General features: G+C 53.1%; 13 protein-coding genes. 3 read left to right on the top strand and 10 right to left on the bottom strand.

Annotation, left to right across the window (positions count from 1 at the left end; translation table 11 throughout):
* Position 1: 1 nt before the first annotated feature.
* From ilvC to ilvD, 4 genes are all read right to left on the bottom strand, one after another.
* Positions 2-1,042, bottom strand: a complete 1,041-nt coding sequence (gene ilvC / locus ABDW72_RS09870; protein WP_347158385.1) for a ketol-acid reductoisomerase — start codon at positions 1,040-1,042, stop codon at positions 2-4.
* Positions 1,043-1,309: 267 nt separating this feature from the next.
* Positions 1,310-1,918 (bottom strand): acetolactate synthase small subunit, encoded by a 609-nt coding sequence (gene ilvN, locus ABDW72_RS09865; RefSeq protein WP_347158384.1) that lies wholly within the window; start codon positions 1,916-1,918, stop codon positions 1,310-1,312.
* A 39-nt stretch (positions 1,919-1,957) separates the two neighbouring features.
* On the bottom strand, positions 1,958-3,694 hold the full coding sequence (ilvB, locus tag ABDW72_RS09860) for a biosynthetic-type acetolactate synthase large subunit (protein WP_347158383.1): 1,737 nt from the start codon (positions 3,692-3,694) through the stop codon (positions 1,958-1,960).
* A complete protein-coding gene (gene ilvD, locus ABDW72_RS09855; protein WP_347158382.1) occupies positions 3,654-5,375 on the bottom strand; it encodes a dihydroxy-acid dehydratase in 1,722 nt (573 codons plus the stop codon). Before ilvD ends, ilvB begins: the two co-directional genes overlap by 41 nt.
* An 835-nt stretch (positions 5,376-6,210) precedes the next feature.
* Between ilvD and thrA the strand changes: the two genes are divergently transcribed.
* From thrA to thrC, 3 genes are read left to right on the top strand one after another with little or no spacing between them, the layout of a single operon-like run.
* On the top strand, positions 6,211-8,658 hold the full coding sequence (gene thrA / locus ABDW72_RS09850) for a bifunctional aspartate kinase/homoserine dehydrogenase I (RefSeq protein ID WP_347158381.1): 2,448 nt from the start codon (positions 6,211-6,213) through the stop codon (positions 8,656-8,658).
* A gap of 20 nt (positions 8,659-8,678) precedes the next feature.
* On the top strand, positions 8,679-9,626 hold the full coding sequence (locus ABDW72_RS09845; protein ID WP_347158380.1) for a homoserine kinase: 948 nt from the start codon (positions 8,679-8,681) through the stop codon (positions 9,624-9,626).
* Positions 9,627-9,636: 10 nt separating this feature from the next.
* Complete coding sequence (gene thrC / locus ABDW72_RS09840; RefSeq protein WP_347158379.1) at positions 9,637-10,944, top strand: threonine synthase; 1,308 nt, start codon at positions 9,637-9,639, stop codon at positions 10,942-10,944.
* Positions 10,945-11,060: 116 nt separating this feature from the next.
* On the opposite strand, the gene ABDW72_RS09835 is transcribed toward thrC, so the two are convergent.
* The 6 genes from ABDW72_RS09835 to ABDW72_RS09810 all read right to left on the bottom strand — a co-directional run bounded on the left by ABDW72_RS09835 (position 11,061) and on the right by ABDW72_RS09810 (position 17,921).
* Entirely contained in the window at positions 11,061-11,729 is a 669-nt protein-coding gene (locus tag ABDW72_RS09835; RefSeq protein WP_347158378.1) for an HAD family hydrolase, read from the bottom strand.
* A 180-nt stretch (positions 11,730-11,909) separates the two neighbouring features.
* A complete protein-coding gene (locus ABDW72_RS09830; protein ID WP_347158377.1) occupies positions 11,910-12,920 on the bottom strand; it encodes a glycoside hydrolase family 43 protein in 1,011 nt (336 codons plus the stop codon).
* A 132-nt stretch (positions 12,921-13,052) separates the two neighbouring features.
* A complete protein-coding gene (locus ABDW72_RS09825; protein WP_347158376.1) occupies positions 13,053-14,594 on the bottom strand; it encodes an alpha-N-arabinofuranosidase in 1,542 nt (513 codons plus the stop codon).
* Between the two features lie 62 nt (positions 14,595-14,656).
* Positions 14,657-16,651: an alpha-L-arabinofuranosidase C-terminal domain-containing protein gene (locus ABDW72_RS09820; protein ID WP_347158375.1), complete on the bottom strand. Its 1,995-nt coding sequence runs from the start codon at positions 16,649-16,651 to the stop codon at positions 14,657-14,659.
* A 267-nt stretch (positions 16,652-16,918) separates the two neighbouring features.
* Positions 16,919-17,707 (bottom strand): family 43 glycosylhydrolase, encoded by a 789-nt coding sequence (locus tag ABDW72_RS09815; protein WP_347158374.1) that lies wholly within the window; start codon positions 17,705-17,707, stop codon positions 16,919-16,921.
* A 7-nt stretch (positions 17,708-17,714) separates the two neighbouring features.
* Positions 17,715-17,921 (bottom strand): family 43 glycosylhydrolase, encoded by a 207-nt coding sequence (locus ABDW72_RS09810; protein ID WP_347158373.1) that lies wholly within the window; start codon positions 17,919-17,921, stop codon positions 17,715-17,717.
* Positions 17,922-18,002 lie beyond the last annotated feature (81 nt).

Here is an 18,002-nt window from a genome sequence, read left to right as displayed (position 1 = left end):
TTTACTTGGAGCGCAGCTTTCGCACTACCGCTCCGGTTTGCCATAATTCTGATTCACGCAGTTCTTTCAGCTCTTCTTCCAGGTCCTGGCGGTAGCCGGGGTTAGAACCGCGCTGAATGGTGCGCGCTGCCTCTTTACCGGATGCAACGCTGTCGTATAGTTCGTTCAGCACCGGCAGTGTTGCTTCTCTGAATCTTCCTTTCCAATCCAGGGCACCACGCTGTGCGGTTACGGAGCAGTTAGAGAACATCCAATCCATGCCATTTTCGCCTACCAGGGGCACCAGGCTTTGCGTCAGTTCTTCCACCGTTTCGTTAAAGGCCTCAGACGGAGAGTGCCCGCGCTGGCGCAACACCTGGTACTGTGCTTCGATGATACCGGCCAGGGCACCCATCAGCACGCCACGCTCGCCGGTCAGGTCGCTGTATACTTCTTTTTTGAAATCCGTTTCAAACAGGTAACCGGAACCCACACCGATGCCCATGGCAATGGCTTTTTCATACGCTTTACCGGTCGCATCCTGGTACACGGCAAACGACGAGTTGAGGCCGCCACCCGCCAGGAACAGACGACGCAGGCTGGTGCCGCTGCCTTTCGGAGCCACCAGGATCACGTCTACATCAGCGGGAGGAATGATGTTGGTCTGCTCTTTGAAGGTGATGCCGAAGCCGTGCGAGAAGTATAATGTTTTACCGGGAGTCAGCTTTTCTTTCAGCGTAGGCCATACGGCAATCTGTCCGGCATCCGACAACAGGTTCACCAGGATCGTTCCGCGCTCTGCTGCCTCTTCGATAGAAAACAAGGTCTCACCCTCCACAAAACCGTCACTCACGGCTTTATCCCAGGAAGAAGAACCTTTACGCTGGCCAACGATCACATGAAACCCATTGTCGCGCATGTTCAATGCCTGGCCGGGGCCCTGCACGCCGTAACCGATTACGGCGATAACCTCGTCTTTTAAAACCTCCTGCGCTTTAGAAAGAGGGAATTCGTCACGGGTGATTACTGTTTCGTTTACTCCTCCAAAATTGATAGTTGCCATTTTGTGTCTAGCTAGTTTTATGGTTTATACTTTGTTTTTACTGCCTGGTAATTGTCATCCTGGAAGGATCTTGTGGGCGAGCCGCAATAGCTTAACCTTCCTTCTACCAAGCTTCTTTCAGAATGACAATTCTTATTTATACTTCAATCTAATTCTGTCTTTAAACTTACCTGTAGGTGGCCAAAGGACTTGCAAGCATTTTGAACTCTGGCTTTTACTGCATAAAGTCCTTTTGTCCTTTGTCACAAACTCTTTTGTCCGGGAAGACTACATGGTAAAGACCTTATCGCGGCTATTGAGGTACTCATTTTCTGTTACCTCATGGCTTGGCTCCGTTTGCTCAAACTCGCGCAGTTTGCGGTTAAAGCCTTCGCTGTTTTTGATGATTGCGATGCGGGCGCTCCGCACAAATTCAATCAGCCCGTACGGCTGCAGTACCCGGATCAGGTTATCGGTTTCTTCGCGGTGACCGGTGGTTTCAAACACCGTGTAGTCTTTCCGGATCACGACGGCCCGCGCCCCGTTTTCCCGGAGCAGCCGTTCTACCAGCGCTTTTTCGGCTATCACATCGGTCGGCACTTTATAAAGCGCCATTTCCTGCCAGATCACCTCGTCGTTGGTGTTGTAGTATACTTTCAGCACTTCCACCTGCTTCTCTATCTGCCGCGCCAGCTTCGACACCACTTCCTCTGTTTCGTTGATCACAATGTTAAAGCGGTGTATGCCCTCGATCTCAGAGGGAGAAGTATTCAGGCTCTCGATATTGATTTTCCGCCTGGAGAAAATGATGGCGATGCGGTTGAGCAGCCCGATCTGGTTCTCGGTATAAGCCGTGATGTTAAACTCTTTCCTGTCGATATGATTTGCATTACTCATAGCTGATTCTTTTAGGTGTTTCTGCTTTCGCAAAAAACATTACTTCAACCTGATCTCACTCACACTGCAGCCCTGCGGCACCATCGGGAAAACATTGTTTTCTTTGGTCACCATCACCTCCAGCAGAAAAGAACCGGGGTGCGCCAGCATTTCTTTCAGAGCGCCTTCGAGGTCCTCGCGTTGCGAAACGCTTCTTCCGGCAATGCCGTAGCCGCTTGCCACCTTTACAAAGTCGGGGCTGGTGATGTCTACAAAAGAGTAGCGGCGGTCGTGGAAAAGCTCCTGCCACTGCCGTACCATGCCCAGAAACTGGTTGTTCAGGATGATGATCTTCACATTAGCGCCGCTCTGCATAATCGTGCCGAGTTCCTGCAGCGTCATCTGAAAACCGCCATCCCCGGCCACGGCCACCACTGTTCTGTCCGGCGCACCGAATTTGGCGCCAATTGCCGCTGGCAGCGCAAAGCCCATCGTGCCCAGGCCACCGCTCGTAATATTGCTGCGGGTGTGGTTGAGTTTGGCGTAGCGGCAGGCCACCATCTGGTGCTGGCCCACGTCGCTCACAATAATGGCATCGCCGTTGGTTTGCCTGTTTAGTTGCTCCAACACCTCGCCCATCGTCAGTTCTCCGGAGGTGGGGTATAGCTCCTCCTGAATGACAGCGGCTACTTCTTCGGCTTCATAGGTTCTGAATTTCTCCAGCCAGGCGGCATGCGTCTTCTCCTGCACCAATTCTGTGAGCAGGGGCAGCGTTTCTTTGCAGTCGCCCCACACCGGCACCGTTGTCTGCACGTTTTTATCTATCTCAGAAGGATCGATATCCAGGTGAATGACCTTTGCCTGCTTCGCATACTTATCCAATCGCCCCGTTACCCGGTCATCGAAGCGCATGCCGATAGCGATCAGCACATCGCACTCGTTGGTGAGCACATTCGGGCCATAGTTGCCGTGCATGCCCAGCATACCTACGTTCAGGTAATGGTCGCTTGGCAGGGCACCCGCGCCCATAATGGTCCAGGCGGCCGGGATGCCTGCTTTCTCTATAAAGGCTTTAAATTCCTGCTCGGCAGAGCCCAGCATCACGCCCTGGCCCCACAGCACAAAAGGCTTCTGCGCCTGGTTTATCAGTTCGGCTGCCTGCGCAATGTATTCTTTGCGCACAATGGGCTTTGGCCGGTAGCTGCGGATGTGCTGGCAGCACGTATAGCCTTCGAAGTTGAACTGCTGCAGCTGCGCGTTCTTTGTTATGTCGATCAATACCGGACCGGGGCGGCCGCTTCTGGCAATGTAAAAAGCTTTAGCCAGCACTTCCGGAATCTCCTCTGCTTCTGTTACCTGGTAGTTCCACTTGGTCACAGCTGCCGTAATGCTCACCACATCGGCCTCCTGAAAAGCATCGGTCCCCAACAGGTGTGCGTATACCTGCCCGGTAATACACACCAGCGGAGTGCTGTCGATCATGGCATCTGCCAGCCCTGTCACCAGGTTGGTAGCGCCGGGGCCACTGGTGGCAAATATCACCCCTACTTTACCGGAGGCGCGGGCATAGCCCTGCCCCGCATGGATACTGCCCTGCTCGTGGCGCACCAGCACATGGTTAAGTTTGTCCCGGTAATCATACAGCGCATCATAGATGGGCATGATGGCCCCGCCCGGATAGCCGAAGATGGTATCCACTTTTTCTTCGAGCAGCGCCATGATAAGCGCCTCCGCCCCTGACGTTGTTTTTATATCCTCAAGCAATTCCGGAGCTTGTGGTTTCTCTTTCGTTAACATAGGCCTCTTCTAAATCGGTTATACATCCGTGGCTGGCATCGCTCACGGTTCTGATGTACTTCTGAAGCACTCCTCTTTTTACGCGTGGTGCCGGGGCAACCCATTTGCTACGGCGCAGTTCCAGCAGGGCGTCGTCTACGTGCAGGTGAATGGTGTTGGTAGCGGCATCCAGGGTGATGGTGTCTCCCTCTTCTACCAAAGCGATGTTGCCACCGTCAAATGCTTCCGGACACACATGGCCGATCACAAACCCGTGCGTGCCACCGGAAAAGCGGCCATCCGTTACCATGGCTACTTTATCGCCTAAACCGGCCCCCATAATGGCAGAAGTTGGTTTGAGCATTTCCGGCATTCCCGGGCCGCCTTTCGGACCGACATAGCGGATCACCACCACATTACCGGCCTTTACCCGGCCCGCTTTCAGCCCTTCGTTCAGTTCTTCTTCCGAATCGAATACCACCGCTGGCCCCTGGAATTGCAGGCCTTCTTTTCCTGTTATCTTGGCCACGCCGCCTTTGGTGGCCAGGTTGCCGTATAAAATTTGTATATGTCCGTCTGCTTTGATCGGGTTAGAGAATGGCCGCAGCAGGTCCTGCTCTTCGCCCAGCGGCTTCACATTGGCCAGGTTCTCAGCTACTGTTTTGCCGGTTACCGTCAACAGGTCGCCGTTGATGAGCCCTGCGTTCAGCAGCGTCTTCATCACCGCCGGCACGCCGCCCACGGCGCAAAGATCTTCCATCAGGTACTTGCCGCTTGGCTTCAGGTCGCCAAGCACCGGCACGCGGTTGCTCACTGCCTGGAAATCTTCCAGCGTCAGTTTAATACCAGCCGCACTGGCGATGGCAATCAGGTGAATCACTGCATTCGTTGATCCGCCAAGGACGGTGATCAGGACCATGGCATTCTCAAATGCCTCCCGCACCAGAATGTCGCTTGGTTTGATATCTTTCTCTAACAGGTTGAACAGGTAATGGCCCGTCTGGAGGCATTCCTCTACTTTCTCCTGGCTCACCGCCGGTAAAGAGGAGGTATAAGGAATGGCCATACCCAGTGCTTCGGCCGCAGAGGCCATCGTGTTGGCGGTATACATACCACCGCAGGCACCCGGTCCGGGACAGGCATTACGGATAATGCCCCGGTAATCTTCCTCCGATATGTTGCCATTCAGTTTCTGGCCATACGCTTCAAAGCAGGACACGATGTTCAGCTTTTCGCCTTTGAACATACCGCCTTTGATGGTGCCGCCATACACCATGAGCGAGGGCCGGTTGAGGCGGGCCATGGCAATAAGGGAGCCGGGCATGTTTTTATCGCAGCCCACCACGCAAGCCAGCGCATCATAGTTATGGGCACCTGAGATCGTTTCGATAGAATCGGCGATCACCTCCCGCGAAACCAGCGAATAACGCATGCCTTCGGTGCCGTTCGTGATACCGTCGCTGACGCCAATCGTATTGAAACGCAGCCCGACCATACCTAACTCACCGACACCTTTCTTTACCTCATCGGCTAGTCCGTCGAGGTGCATGTTACAGGTGTTGCCTTCAAAGCCGGTGGAGCAGATGCCTACAAAAGGTTTGCGCAGGTCTTCTTCCGATAAGCCGGAGCCGATGAGCATGGCTTGTGAAGCGGGCAGGCTGTCGTCCTGCGTGTATAGGCGGCTATACTTGTTTAGTGCCATTCTTTAAGTGATTCAGATTTTATAGTATAAGACAGGTGCGCTGCAACCGCTCTGCAACACCTGCCTATATTCAGTTAGAGGTCTGGTCTGTACCTGTACAAGATCAATAAGAATAATGCCGGTGCAGGCAAACCATACCTTCAATGTCCTTCAAAAGTACAGCGGCTACCCCTGCTTTCGGAAACACGTTCTATACTTGGCTACTATTTCTAAAATCTGCTCACAACATATTAACAGGTTAAATATCAACAACTTACCAATTTACAAAATACAATATCAAACTCTAAAAAGAACCCACTTTCTTGCGGCAGCGCTCACGTCGTACACGGCTTTTTGCCCATTCTGTTAACAGGTTTTATTCTTGCTGCCAGCTAATGTGCTTTTGAAATCATCACAGCTGGATATGATTAGTTTCATGTTCAGGACAGAGGAAGCAATGCAGAGTAGGTTTTGCAAAGAGGCATGCTGCTCCTTTTTATCTTTGCCAGCACTGCCTGTTAAAAAACGGCCTATAGCGCAAATCCTGGCGGCTAACCAAGAGTAAAAGTGTTGCCAAATGCTATCAACGTATGTTCCTTTTTGTAAAATTTATTTTAATAAAACAGGTGTTTTGATAGTAAACTTTCAAAAAAGCTTTATACTTGCAAAACCTATGAGCCAACACACATTTTCTACCACGGGCATTATTACCGGAATCTTTATGATTACCGGAACGACCGGGTATGGCCCATGGGGAACGGCAAACGATAGCAAAAGAAGTTAAGATACTTCGTAAATAAGCTAAGAGCCTTCCTCGAAAAACGGGGAAGGCTCTTTTGATTTAACACCATACGATATGAAAATCCTGAAATTCGGAGGTACTTCGGTCAGTTCAGCGCAGGCGATCAGCACGCTGGTAGAAATTGTAAATGAGCAGCAAAGAGGCGGCGAACCCCTGGCCCTGGTGTGCTCTGCCCTGAGCGGCGTTACCAACACGCTCTTACAGGTTGTTTCTGAAACAGCTACGGGAAAAGAGTATACCTCCGAATTAAAAGCCATTGAAGATCGCCATTTCGCAATTGTGAAAGCGCTGCTGGAGGTAAAGCACCAGAACCAGGTTTTGCTGGGCCTAAAGATTTACTTCAATGAACTAGAGGAGCTATTAGCCGGTGTCAGGGCACTGGAAGAAGTATCGCCCCGCATCCGCGATCGGGTGGTGGCCTACGGAGAGCTTTGCTCTAACTATACCATATCGTATGTGATCAATGAAAAATGTGGCAATGCTGTTTTTGCCGATGCCCGCCAGTTCATCAAAACGGATAGCACTTACGGCAAAGCAGTGCTGAATGAGTCCCTTTCCAACCAGCTCATCCAGGAGTTCTTCCAGCAGCACAGTGGGGCAATTCCGGTTATCACAGGCTTTATTGCTTCTGATGCGCAGGGCAACACCACCACCCTGGGGCGCGGCGGCTCCGACTATACGGCCGCCATTGTAGGTGCTGCCGTAGATGCTGACGAGGTGCAGATCTGGACGGATGTGGATGGCTTTATGACCGCGGATCCGCGCCTCGTGAAAAAAGCTTTCTCGCTAAAGAGCCTGTCTTACAACGAGGCTATTGAGTTATCTTATTTCGGGGCCAAGGTGATTCACCCGCCCACCATGCTGCCGGCTATCTCTAAAAACATCCCGCTGGTCGTTAAAAACACGTTTAATGCCGCATTTGAAGGAACTGTGATCGGGCCGCAGTCTTCGGCAAACGGTTCGCTGGTGAAGGGCATTACGTCTATACCTGTGATAAGTATGATCAATGTGCAGGGCGGCGGCATGGTGGGACACAAGGGCTTTAGCGGCCGCCTGTTTGGTGCGCTGGCACAAGGAAATGTGAATGTTATCCTGATCACGCAGGCCAGCTCCGAGCACAGCATCACGCTGGCGGTGTCGCCGGAGGATGTGGAAGCGGCCCGGCAAGCCATAGAGGCGGAGTTTGAGTATGAACTGCTAACCGGCAAGCTGACCAAGCCCGAGATAGACGAAGGCTATAGTGTGATGGCGATCGTGGGCGAGAACATGCGGCAGGCTATTGGGCTGTCAGGCAAGCTGTTCAGCGCCCTGGGTCGCAGCGGCGTCAACGTGAGCGCCATTGCACAGGGCTCTTCTGAGCTGAATATTTCGGTGGTGGTGAGCCGCGAGGATTTGTCCAAAGCCCTGAACTCAGTGCACGATGCACTATTCCTGTCGCCGGTAAAAACACTGAATGTCTTTTGCTGCGGCACCGGCAATATCGGCGCTACCCTGCTGAAACAGCTGGAGCAGCACCAGGCCTACCTGGAGTCAGGCCGCCATCTGAAGGTGAACCTGGCAGGGGTGTGCAACCGGCGAAAGATGACCTGGAACCGGGAAGGCATTCCGCTGGCAGTCTGGCAGCAGCACCTGCAGGAGGGCGAACAAAGCAACCTGGAGCAGTTTATTTCGGAAGCCGTATCGCTGAACCTACCCAACTCTGTTTTTATAGATAATACCGGCAGTGCCGAAGTAGCCAACACCTACAGCCATTTGTTTCAGCAAAGCTTCTCGGTGGTTACCTGCAACAAGATCGGCAACAGCGGCACTTTTGCCGAGTATAACCGCAACAAACAATTAGTGCGCAAGTATGGCGTGGACTACCTGTTCGAAACCAACGTGGGGGCAGGTCTGCCGATTATTAAAACGCTGCACGATCTGCTGATCAGCGGCGATCAGGTGCTGAAGATCGAAGCCATCTTATCCGGAACTATCTCGTTTATCTTTAATGAATATAAAGGAGACCGCACCTTTGCCGAGGTGGTTAAAGAGGCGCAGCAGAAAGGCTTTACGGAGCCGGATCCGCGCGATGACCTCAGCGGACTGGATTTTGCCCGCAAGATGCTGATACTGGCCCGCGAAACGGGCTTACCGGTGGAGCTGCAGGACGTGCAGATTCAGCCTATACTTCCGGAGAATTGCCTGACAGCACCATCTGTAGACGCATTTTACCAGGAGCTGGAGCAATCGGAGGAACACTTTAACAAGCTCAAGCAGCAGGCCGCCTCTGAAAATAAGGTGCTGCGCTACATCGGCGCATTGGAGGAAGGGAAAGTAAGAGTAGAGTTGCTACTGGTAGGTCCTGAGCATCCTTTCTATAATTTATCAGGCAGCGACAATATTATCTCTTTTACCACTGATCGCTATTTTCTGAACCCGATGGTGATTAAAGGTCCCGGTGCAGGGGCAGAAGTAACCGCTGCCGGCGTACTGGCAGACCTGGTACGGGTGGCGGCCTATTAGTAAACCAGACAGTTATACTTATGAAATCAATAAAAGTGTTTGCCCCGGCTACCGTTGCCAATGTCAGTTGCGGGTATGATGTGCTGGGCTTTGCCGTAAATGCGCCCGGCGACGAAGTGATCATGCACCTGAACGATAGCCGGCGTGTAACCCTGGATGTAATTGAAGGAGACGAAGGCCGCCTGCCCCGCGAACCGGAACGGAATACCGTTAGTGCAGTCGTGATAAACTACCTCCGGCACATCGGCGTGGAGCAGGGCGTTAGTATAGAACTCTACAAACAGATGCCTTTTGGGAGCGGACTCGGCTCCAGTTCAGCTAGTGCCGTGGCTGGCCTGGTGGCCATAAACGAACTAATGGGCCGCCCGCTTACCCAGGAACAACTGCTGCCTTTTGCCCGGGAAGGTGAGCGCCTGGCCTGCGGTAATGCCCACGCTGATAATGTGGCTCCTGCCCTGCTCGGCGGTTTGGTGCTGATCCGGAGCTATAATCCGCTGGATGTGGTGAAGCTGCCGGTGCCGGAGGGGCTGGCTTGTGCCCTGGTATACCCGCACGTGGAAATCCCTACAAAAGAGGCGCGAAAGATTCTAAAAACCAATGTGCCGCTGCGCGATGCCGTTACGCAGTGGGGCAACGTAGCGGGCCTGGTAGCAGGCTTCTGCACCAACGACCTGAGCCTGATCAGCCGCAGCATGCAGGACGTAATTATTGAGCCGGTGCGGGCGATGCTTATCCCTTGCTTTTATGACATGCGCCAACTGGCGCTGGAGCAGCAGGCGCTGGGCTTCGGCATCTCCGGCTCCGGTCCCTCTGTTTTTGCCCTGTGCACCAGCGCCACAATCGCCCGAAACGTAACTGAGGCGCTGGCCGCTAAACTCGCCAATGCCGGCATTGGCTGCACTACCTATGTTTCTGAAATTAACCTGGGCGGCCCGTTGGTTGAACAGTTCCACACAGCAGTAGCTTAAATCAAACAAGATGCATTATTTCAGTACCAACCAACAGGCAGCGGAGGCGCCGCTACAACACGCCGTGCTCAAAGGCCTGGCCGAAGATGGCGGCTTATACATGCCTGCGCATATTCCCACGCTGCCTGCCGCCTTTTTTGAAACGTTGCACCAGCAGTCGTTGCAGCAAATGGCCTTTACGGTAGCTTCTGCGCTTTTAGCAGACGATGTACCCGCCGAAATGCTGAAGCCGCTGCTAGAAGAAACGCTCAATTTTGAAATTCCGGTGGTGGAGGTGGAGCAGAACGTCTATAGTATGGAGCTGTTCCATGGCCCGACAATGGCGTTCAAGGATGTTGGCGGCCGCTTTATGTCGCGCCTGCTCGCTTACTTTACCCGCGACAAAAGCGAAACGCTAAAGGTAATCGTAGCTACCTCCGGCGATACCGGCAGTGCCGTGGCGGCCGGTTTCTATAATGTGCCGGGCATCGAAGTATACATTCTTTTCCCGAAGGGCAAAGTAAGCCAGTTGCAACAGAAGCAGCTGACCACCTGGGGCGGCAACATTACGGCGATCGAGGTAGACGGCACTTTCGATGACTGCCAGCGACTCGCCAAGCAGGCTCTGGGCGATAAAGCGCTCAACGAACAGCATGTACTCACGTCAGCCAACAGCATCAACATCGCCCGGCTCATCCCGCAGTCCTTTTATTATTTCTGGGCCTATGGGCAGGTGCAGCAACTACAAAAGCCGGTGATCTTCGGCGTGCCCAGCGGCAACTTCGGCAACCTGACGGGGGGCTTGCTGGCAGCCGCTATGGGCCTGCCCGTGCATCGCTTTGTAGCTGCCACGAACGCCAACGATGTGGTGCCGCAGTACCTCGAAACAGGATTGTACGAGGCCCGCCCTTCTGTACAGACCATCAGCAATGCCATGGACGTTGGCAACCCGAGCAACTATGCCCGCATGAGCGCCCTGTTTGGCGGGGAACTCCAGCGCTTCCGCGACAGCATTTCCGGCTATACCTTCACCGATGAAGAAACCCGCCAGGCCATCCGGCAAGTATACCGGCAGCACCATTACCTGCTGGACCCGCACGGGGCAGTGGCTTACAGCGGTGTAAAGCAATATATGAGAGAGAATCAGGAACCTGCCGTAGCTGTTTTCCTGGAAACGGCACACCCAGCTAAGTTCAAGGAGGTGATGGAAGATACGCTGGAAGAAACCATCTCTGTTCCGCCCAAGCTCCAGGCGTTTCTGTTAAAAGAAGAAAAGCTAGTACCAATGCCGAACAGCTTCGAGGCACTGAAAGAACTGTTACAGCAAAGAAGCGCCTAAAAACAAAGACAGCAGGTGAACGCCTGCTGTCTTTGTTTTTATTGATAGCTTATCGTATTATTTTGCTGTTCTTTTGCACATAACACAGCTGCTGGCACTGGCACCCATTCAATACCTTACTCCTTAAAGAAATCCTGGATAAAAGGATCTGTGTAATCAGCGATGCAGGCGATGACATTGTCATACTTCTCAAAGTCCTCTTTGGGGTGCGCCGTGGTGATCACCACGCATTTCATACCTGCGTTTTGGGCGGCCTCTACGCCTTTCGGTGCATCCTCAAATACGATGCAATCAGCCGGTTTTGTTTGGAGCTTTTCAGCGGCCTTCAAAAAGGTTTCCGGGTCGGGCTTGCTGGTTTCCACATCGTCGGCACTCACCACGGCATCAAAGTAGCGGCGAATCGAGAGGTTATCCAGTATAAAATCGACATTGCCGGTAATGGCAGCGGAGGCAATTGCTGACTTCACTTCATGGGCATCCGCTGCTTCCAGAAAGTCGTGCAGCCCGTCGATCAGCTTCATGTGTGGTCTGTAGGCATCTTGGTAGCGCTGCTCCTTCTCCATCGACAGTTCATGCACCTGCTCCTTCGAAAAGTGATCCTCTCCGAATATGCGGGCCAATACTTCGCTGTTCTTGCCATACATTTGCTTCCGTACCTCATCCCAGCTTAGTTTGGCTTCCAACACATCATCTATCACCTCGTGCCAGGCCTCGGCATGATAATGCATGTCATCTATTATCGTTCCGTTCAGATCGAACAGAAATGCTTTTGCAGAAACTTTCATTCGTTATACTTCTAATTCAAAAGTATACTATACGGGAAAAGCACGCCTTGTTCCTGCTTTTCCTAGCAATTAACAAAGCACATCTCTCCTGCTAAAGTTATCCCAGGCGCTGAAAGGCCTACAGGTATACTCAGGCATCAGTAAAAGACAGGTAAACTCATCCTGTCCATACTCCTGTGCTTACTTCCCTTTTGCCGGCTGCACGCCTTCTGTGGTCATCTGCACCCGCTTCATTGTGCCGTCCGGGTTATAGTATAAATAGTCGATGCAAACGGAGCGGTGAAAGCTGCTGCCGGTGGGTTGGATGCCGCCGTTGTGATAGATGAAGTATGATTTGCCTTTAAAGTCGATGATGGCCTGGTGGTTGGTGTTGGAGTTGCCGGCCAGCTCGTTCAGGATGCCCTTGTACTCCCACGGCCCTTCGATGTGGCGACTCATGGCGTAGGCGGTTTTTTCGGGGAATTGGTAAGCGTAGGACAGATAGTACCAGCCGTTATGCTTGTGTAGCCAGGGGGCTTCGGTAAAATTCGGCAGCTTCACGGTGTGTATTGGCCCGTCCAGTTCCACCATGTTGTCCTTCAGTTTGGCATAGTAGCAGGCGGTGTTGCCCCAGTAAAGGTAGGCCTGCCCGTCGTCATCCACAAACACGGTCGGGTCGATGTCGTCCCAGGTAATATCCGTGGCCTTGGTCATATCGTTGGTGATGAGGGCCGAGCCGCGCGCATCTTTGAACGGACCGATTGGACTGTCTGCCACCGCCACGCCGATAGCTTTGCCCGGTTTGGAGCTATGCTCTACGGCCACGTACCAGTAAAACTTGCCGTTGCGCTCCACCACCTGCGAGGCCCAGGCATCACCTTTCGCCCACTTAAAATCCTTTACCGACAGCGGCACCGGGTGCTCCGTCCACGTCACCATATCCGGCGATGAGAACACAAGCCAGTTCTGCATCACATACTGCTCGCGCCCTGGTGCCGCCTCGTCATGGCCGGTGTACAGGTATACTTTATCCTTGTAAACCAGCGCTGCCGGGTCGGCGGTATACTTGTGGGTGATGATGGGATTTCCGGTAGCGTGGATGACGGTATCTGCCGGGCTGGTTATACTTGAATGCGCCACGACCGGACCCGACAACAGCAAAGTAGCAACTGCCAGTAAACTGCAGGATTTATAAATGATGTTCGAGCTCATGAAGTATAAATCAGGTTAGATGATAAAAGTAGGGGCGCAAAATTTGCGCCCCTACACCTTGGCAATAGCTTGGATGGCAGCCGAAAGCGTTTTCTACATACCTGTCTCTTTCAACAGAAGTATAAAAGCTTATTATTTCAGCTCCAGCACCACCACTGAGAACGGCGGCAGTTTTACCTGTAGCGAACCGTTTTTCAGCTTAGCGCCTTTAAATGTCTGCGGCTTAATTTTTTCCGGATTCTGGAAGGTGTTGTGGTCCTGGATGCTTTGGGAGGTGAGGATGCGGCCGGACACGTTTTTATACTTGGCGCCGTCCACATCAATCGTAATTTCCTGTGGCTTGTGCGCGTCAATGTTCACCAGCGAAACGTGCGTCAGCCCGTTCTTGTCTTTTGAAGCCGAGCCGGAAACAGCCGATAGTTTGTCGTTGCCGAATGTATAGTCGTCGCTTTTGATGGTGAGGGGCAGCAGTTCTGCATCCTGGTGCACGTTGTACATCTCCATCACGTGGTAGGTCGGCGTTAAGATCATCTTTTCCTCATCCGTCAGGATCACCGACTGCAGCACGTTAATGGCCTGGGCAAGGTTCGCCATTCGGACGCGGTCGGAGTGGTTGTTGAAGATGTTGAGCGTGGAGCCGGCAATCATGGCATCGCGCATCGTATTCTGCTGGTACAGGAAACCAGGGTTGGTGCCGGGCTCCACATCATACCAGCCGCCCCACTCGTCCACCACCAAGGCTATCTTCTTCTCGGGATCATACTTGTCCATGATGGCGGCATGCTTCGTCACGAGCTCCTCCATGCGCAGGGCCCGCTTCATGGTTGTAAAGTACTGCTCCTCTGAAAAGCCGGTAGCCGGACCTTTCTTGCTCCAGTCTATCACGGAATAATAGTGCAGCGCCACGCCTTCTATCAAATGCTGCGGGATGTTTTTCATCAGCACTTCCGTCCAGTGGTAATCGTCGCCGTTGGCCCCGGAGGCAATACGGAAGATGTGGCCGTCCTGGCTCCAGCCCGACATGAAGGTGGCATACTTGCGGTACACGTCGGCATAATACTCGGCGGTCATATTGCCGCCGCAGCCCCAGGCCTCGTTGCCCACGCCCCAGAACTTCACGTCCCACGGCTTGTCGCGCCCATTCTCGCGGCGCCACTTCGACATGGGGCTCTCCCCCGCGAAGTTCACGTACTGCACCCAGTCCACTAGCTCCTGTACCGTGCCGCTGCCTACGTTGCCGGCCAGGTACGGCTCGGCGCCCAGCAGCTCGCACATGTTCAGGAAGTCGTGCGTACCAAAGCTGTTGTTCTCCGTCACGCCGCCCCACCAAGTGTTTACAATCGTCGGGCGCTTGTCTTTCGGACCTACGCCGTCTTTCCAGTGGTAGGTGTCAGCGAAGCAGCCGCCCGGCCAGCGCAGGTTTGGTATCTTCAGCTTCTTCAGCGCCTCCACCACGTCGTTGCGCACGCCGTTGGTGTTGGGAATTTTGGTGTTGCCTTCGCCCACGTAAAAGCCGCCATAAATGCTGCGCCCCAGGTGCTCGGCAAAATGGCCGTAAATGTTGCGGTTAATCACCACCTCTTTTGCTGGCTTCGCCTCCAATTGGGCCGTGGTTTGGGCGTTGGCCGACAAGCTGCCAACCAGCAGCAGCGCGCCTAGTAAGGTTTTCTTCATGATGCTCTATTTTGATTCTTTTTATACTTGTCTCCGTTGCGGCGTTTATACTTCGCTGGCCACTACGACAGCTTTACCCTGATCACGTTCACCGAATAGGGTTGCAGCGACACATTCACTTTGCCGCCCTTCACCTGCACCGGCTTCTGCACGGGGCTCACGGCATCTGGGTGCTCAAAGGAATTTACCTGGTCCAGGTTGTCGCTTTGCAGCACTGTCAGGGTGCCGCTGCGGGCGAGTTTCTTCGCGCCATCCACTACAAACTCACTCGCCTGCACCTTCGCGGTGGTGTTCACCACTTTCAGGATCAACTCGTTTGTCTTGCTGTCGATACTGGCCGTGGCGAACAAACCCTCCTGGCCTGTAACAGCCTTGTTTTGTAGCAGCACCGGCACCACCTGCGTTCCTTTGTTGGTCGAGAACAGCTTCTGCACCTGGTAATTGGGCGTGCCGTACGAGCGGAGGTTATCTACCCAGATCAGGTCCGGCGTCCACTGCCAGCCTTCCACATGGGCAAACAGCGGGGCATAGGAAGCCATTACCACCACATCGGCATTGCGCTCGAGTCCGGTCATAAAGGCAGCCTCCGACATAGCCGTGTTCCAGTTATTCTTGTTGTCCGGGCTGGCAATCGCTACGGATTGCGCGGCATACTCGCCCGCAAATATTTTAGGTCCTTTGCGGTCGTAGTTGTCGTAGCGGGTGGCGTTATCCTGGAACCACTGCGGCGGCTTGTAATAGTGCTCGTCAATGATATCCACGTCCTCGTCTTTCATACTTCGCAAGGTCGTATTCAGGTAATCGAACTCCTTGCCCTCCGGGAAAGGACCGGTGGTGGTCACCAATTCCAGGTCCGGGTATTTATCGTGCAGGACTTTTTCAAACATTTTATAGCGGTCGATGTACTGCTCGCCCCACTGCTCGTTGCCTACGCCCAGGTACTTCATATTAAATGGCGCCGGATGGCCCATGTCGGCGCGTTTCTTACCCCACGGCGACGAAACGGGGCCATTGGCAAACTCCACCAAGTCCAGCGCGTCCTGTATGAAGGGCTCCAGCTGGTCTAGCGGCACCACTTCGGCTGTGTTAAACTCGCAGGCCATGCCGCAGTTCAGAATCGGCAGCGGCTCCGCCCCAATGTCTTCAGCTAACTGAAAATACTCAAAAAAGCCCAGGCCAAAAGACTGGTAATAGTCCGGGGTGGGGCGGTGATTGAACTCTGTGTTCCAGCGGTTCACGATCAGCTCCCGATTAGCTACCGGACCGATAGTTTTCTTCCACTGAAACCGCTCGTCCAGCGTACGGCCCTCTACAATACAGCCGCCGGGGAAGCGCAGGAAGCCCGGCTTCATATCGGCCAGCAGCTGCACCATGTCGGCACGCAGGCCATTGGCGCGGTGCTTCCAGGTTGCGTCCGGAAAAAGCGAAATCATGTCCAGATCGATGGTGCCTTTGCCCTTGGACCACACGTTGAGCTGTGCCTTTGGTGCAGTGTCGGTTGCCGTAAAGCTCACCTTATAGGTTTTCCACTGCGTGCCCTGTGGCGTTACTGTTCCCGTACCGATCGATTTGCCCTCTGGGTTTACCAGTTCCACTACCAGCGCCACATTGCTGCCTTCCTGCTGGCGTGCCAGCACCGAGAAGTTGTACTGGTCGCCTTTCCTGATGCCTATCCCGCGGAAGCCTTCGTTAGAGATACCGTAGTTGGCCTGGTCAGAAGTTGACTCAATCCGAACATAATGCCGGTTGATGGGATTGATGGCTTCCTGGTTCAGCACCAGCACTTTGCCACGGCCACCATCCTTCTGCAGTTCTTTCCAGCCCATCATCGGATTGTAGAATTCAAAAGAGCGGTTCTTCACCAGCTCGGCATAAATGCCGCCGTCTGCGCCCATGTTGATGTCTTCAAAAAAGAGCCCCCACATGGTAGGCTGTATCGTTGCTTTCACCTGATCTGCTTTCACGGTGAAAACCTTGGTTGCTTGTGCAAAAGCACCGGCAGGAGCGGCTAACAAGCCTGCTGCCATGCAGCATGCGATGATATGATGCTTTGTCATAGATAATTATTTCATTTCAGCTAGCGCCAGCCACAAACTTATACCACTCCCACAATTTTGGCCCCATACCTAGAATCTGCAAGACCTAAAGTGCTGAAAACTACCAAACACTCCAATCAAATATAATGGTATTGAAAATAACTAAAAAGTTATTATTGTAAAAAATACATTTATTATCAGAGACAGCAGTTAGCCTAGCTTTATACTTGCCTGAAGCCGCATCCCGGTTTATACTTCTGCTATACTTTCATTAAATCGCACTTACGGCTACTGCTTCCCGGTAGCCGAATTCTGACGCTGCACTACTGGCCAGCCGTTTTTGTCCCATGTCAGCTTCTCTATTCGTAATTTGGGTTTGCCGTTATCTTTAGCATCGTAAGCATGGAAGATGAGGTAGTCCTGGCCATTCTCGCTGTAGACAGCATTGTGGCCTACACCATACCATTCTTTGTCGCCCTGTAGCAGCAGGCTTCCTCCTCCCTGCGTCATTTTCTTCCCTTCTTTATCTAGGTATGGTCCTGTGATTTTTTCAGCTCTCCCTACCATCATTTTATAGGTGCTCTGAGCGCCACGGCAGCAGAGGTCGAAGGAGGTGAAAAGATAAAAGTACTTGCCTTTCTTCACTTTCTTCACAATAAAGGGAGCTTCTACAGCACCATCGCCCGGATCTCTTTCATCCAGTGTATCGGCGCGGGCTCTCTCCACAAGCGTATACCACTCCTGCGGCTGTTGGGCGATGGACAGCAGGTCCGGCTTCAGCCGAACGAGCTTTATACCTTTCCAAAAGGAGCCGAACGCCAGCCAAGGCTGCCCTTGTTCATCCAAGGCAAGGTTCGGATCGATCGCATTCCACATGTCGCGGCCGGGCACCGACTCCACCACGATGCCATGATCTACCCACTTGAAATTCGGGTCGTTGGGGTGCAGTGTTTTGTTAGTGGCCACGCCTATAGCGGAGGTATTTTTGGCGAAAGCAGAGACGGAGTAATAGAGGTAATACTGGCCGTTGTGGTATGAAATATCCGGGGCCCAGATGTGATTCTCAAAGCCGGGCACTACCGCATCAGCCCATTTTGGAGCCGCTGCAAAAACGCTTTTTTCCCCTGTTCCAGTGCTGCATGTCCTTTGATGACCAGACCGCAATACCGGGGCCTGTAGCAAAAATGTAATAGGTGTCGTCCTGCTTGATGATCACCGGGTCGTGCACGGATATCTGATTGCTTTGTGCCAGGGAAAACTGGGCCAGCGTCAGCCACAGGAAAGCGATCATACTTAACGTGAACTCGGAAATTAGGCATTGATTCTGGCAGGTTTGAATTTACTGTTCTGCTCCAAGAAAGTGTAAGCTGTG

It is taken from the genome of Pontibacter chitinilyticus (assembly GCF_039748935.1).
Lineage (GTDB): Bacteria > Bacteroidota > Bacteroidia > Cytophagales > Hymenobacteraceae > Pontibacter > Pontibacter chitinilyticus.
The sequence above is the reverse complement of the archived record's forward strand: the minus strand, read 5'-3'. Positions and strand labels throughout refer to the sequence as shown.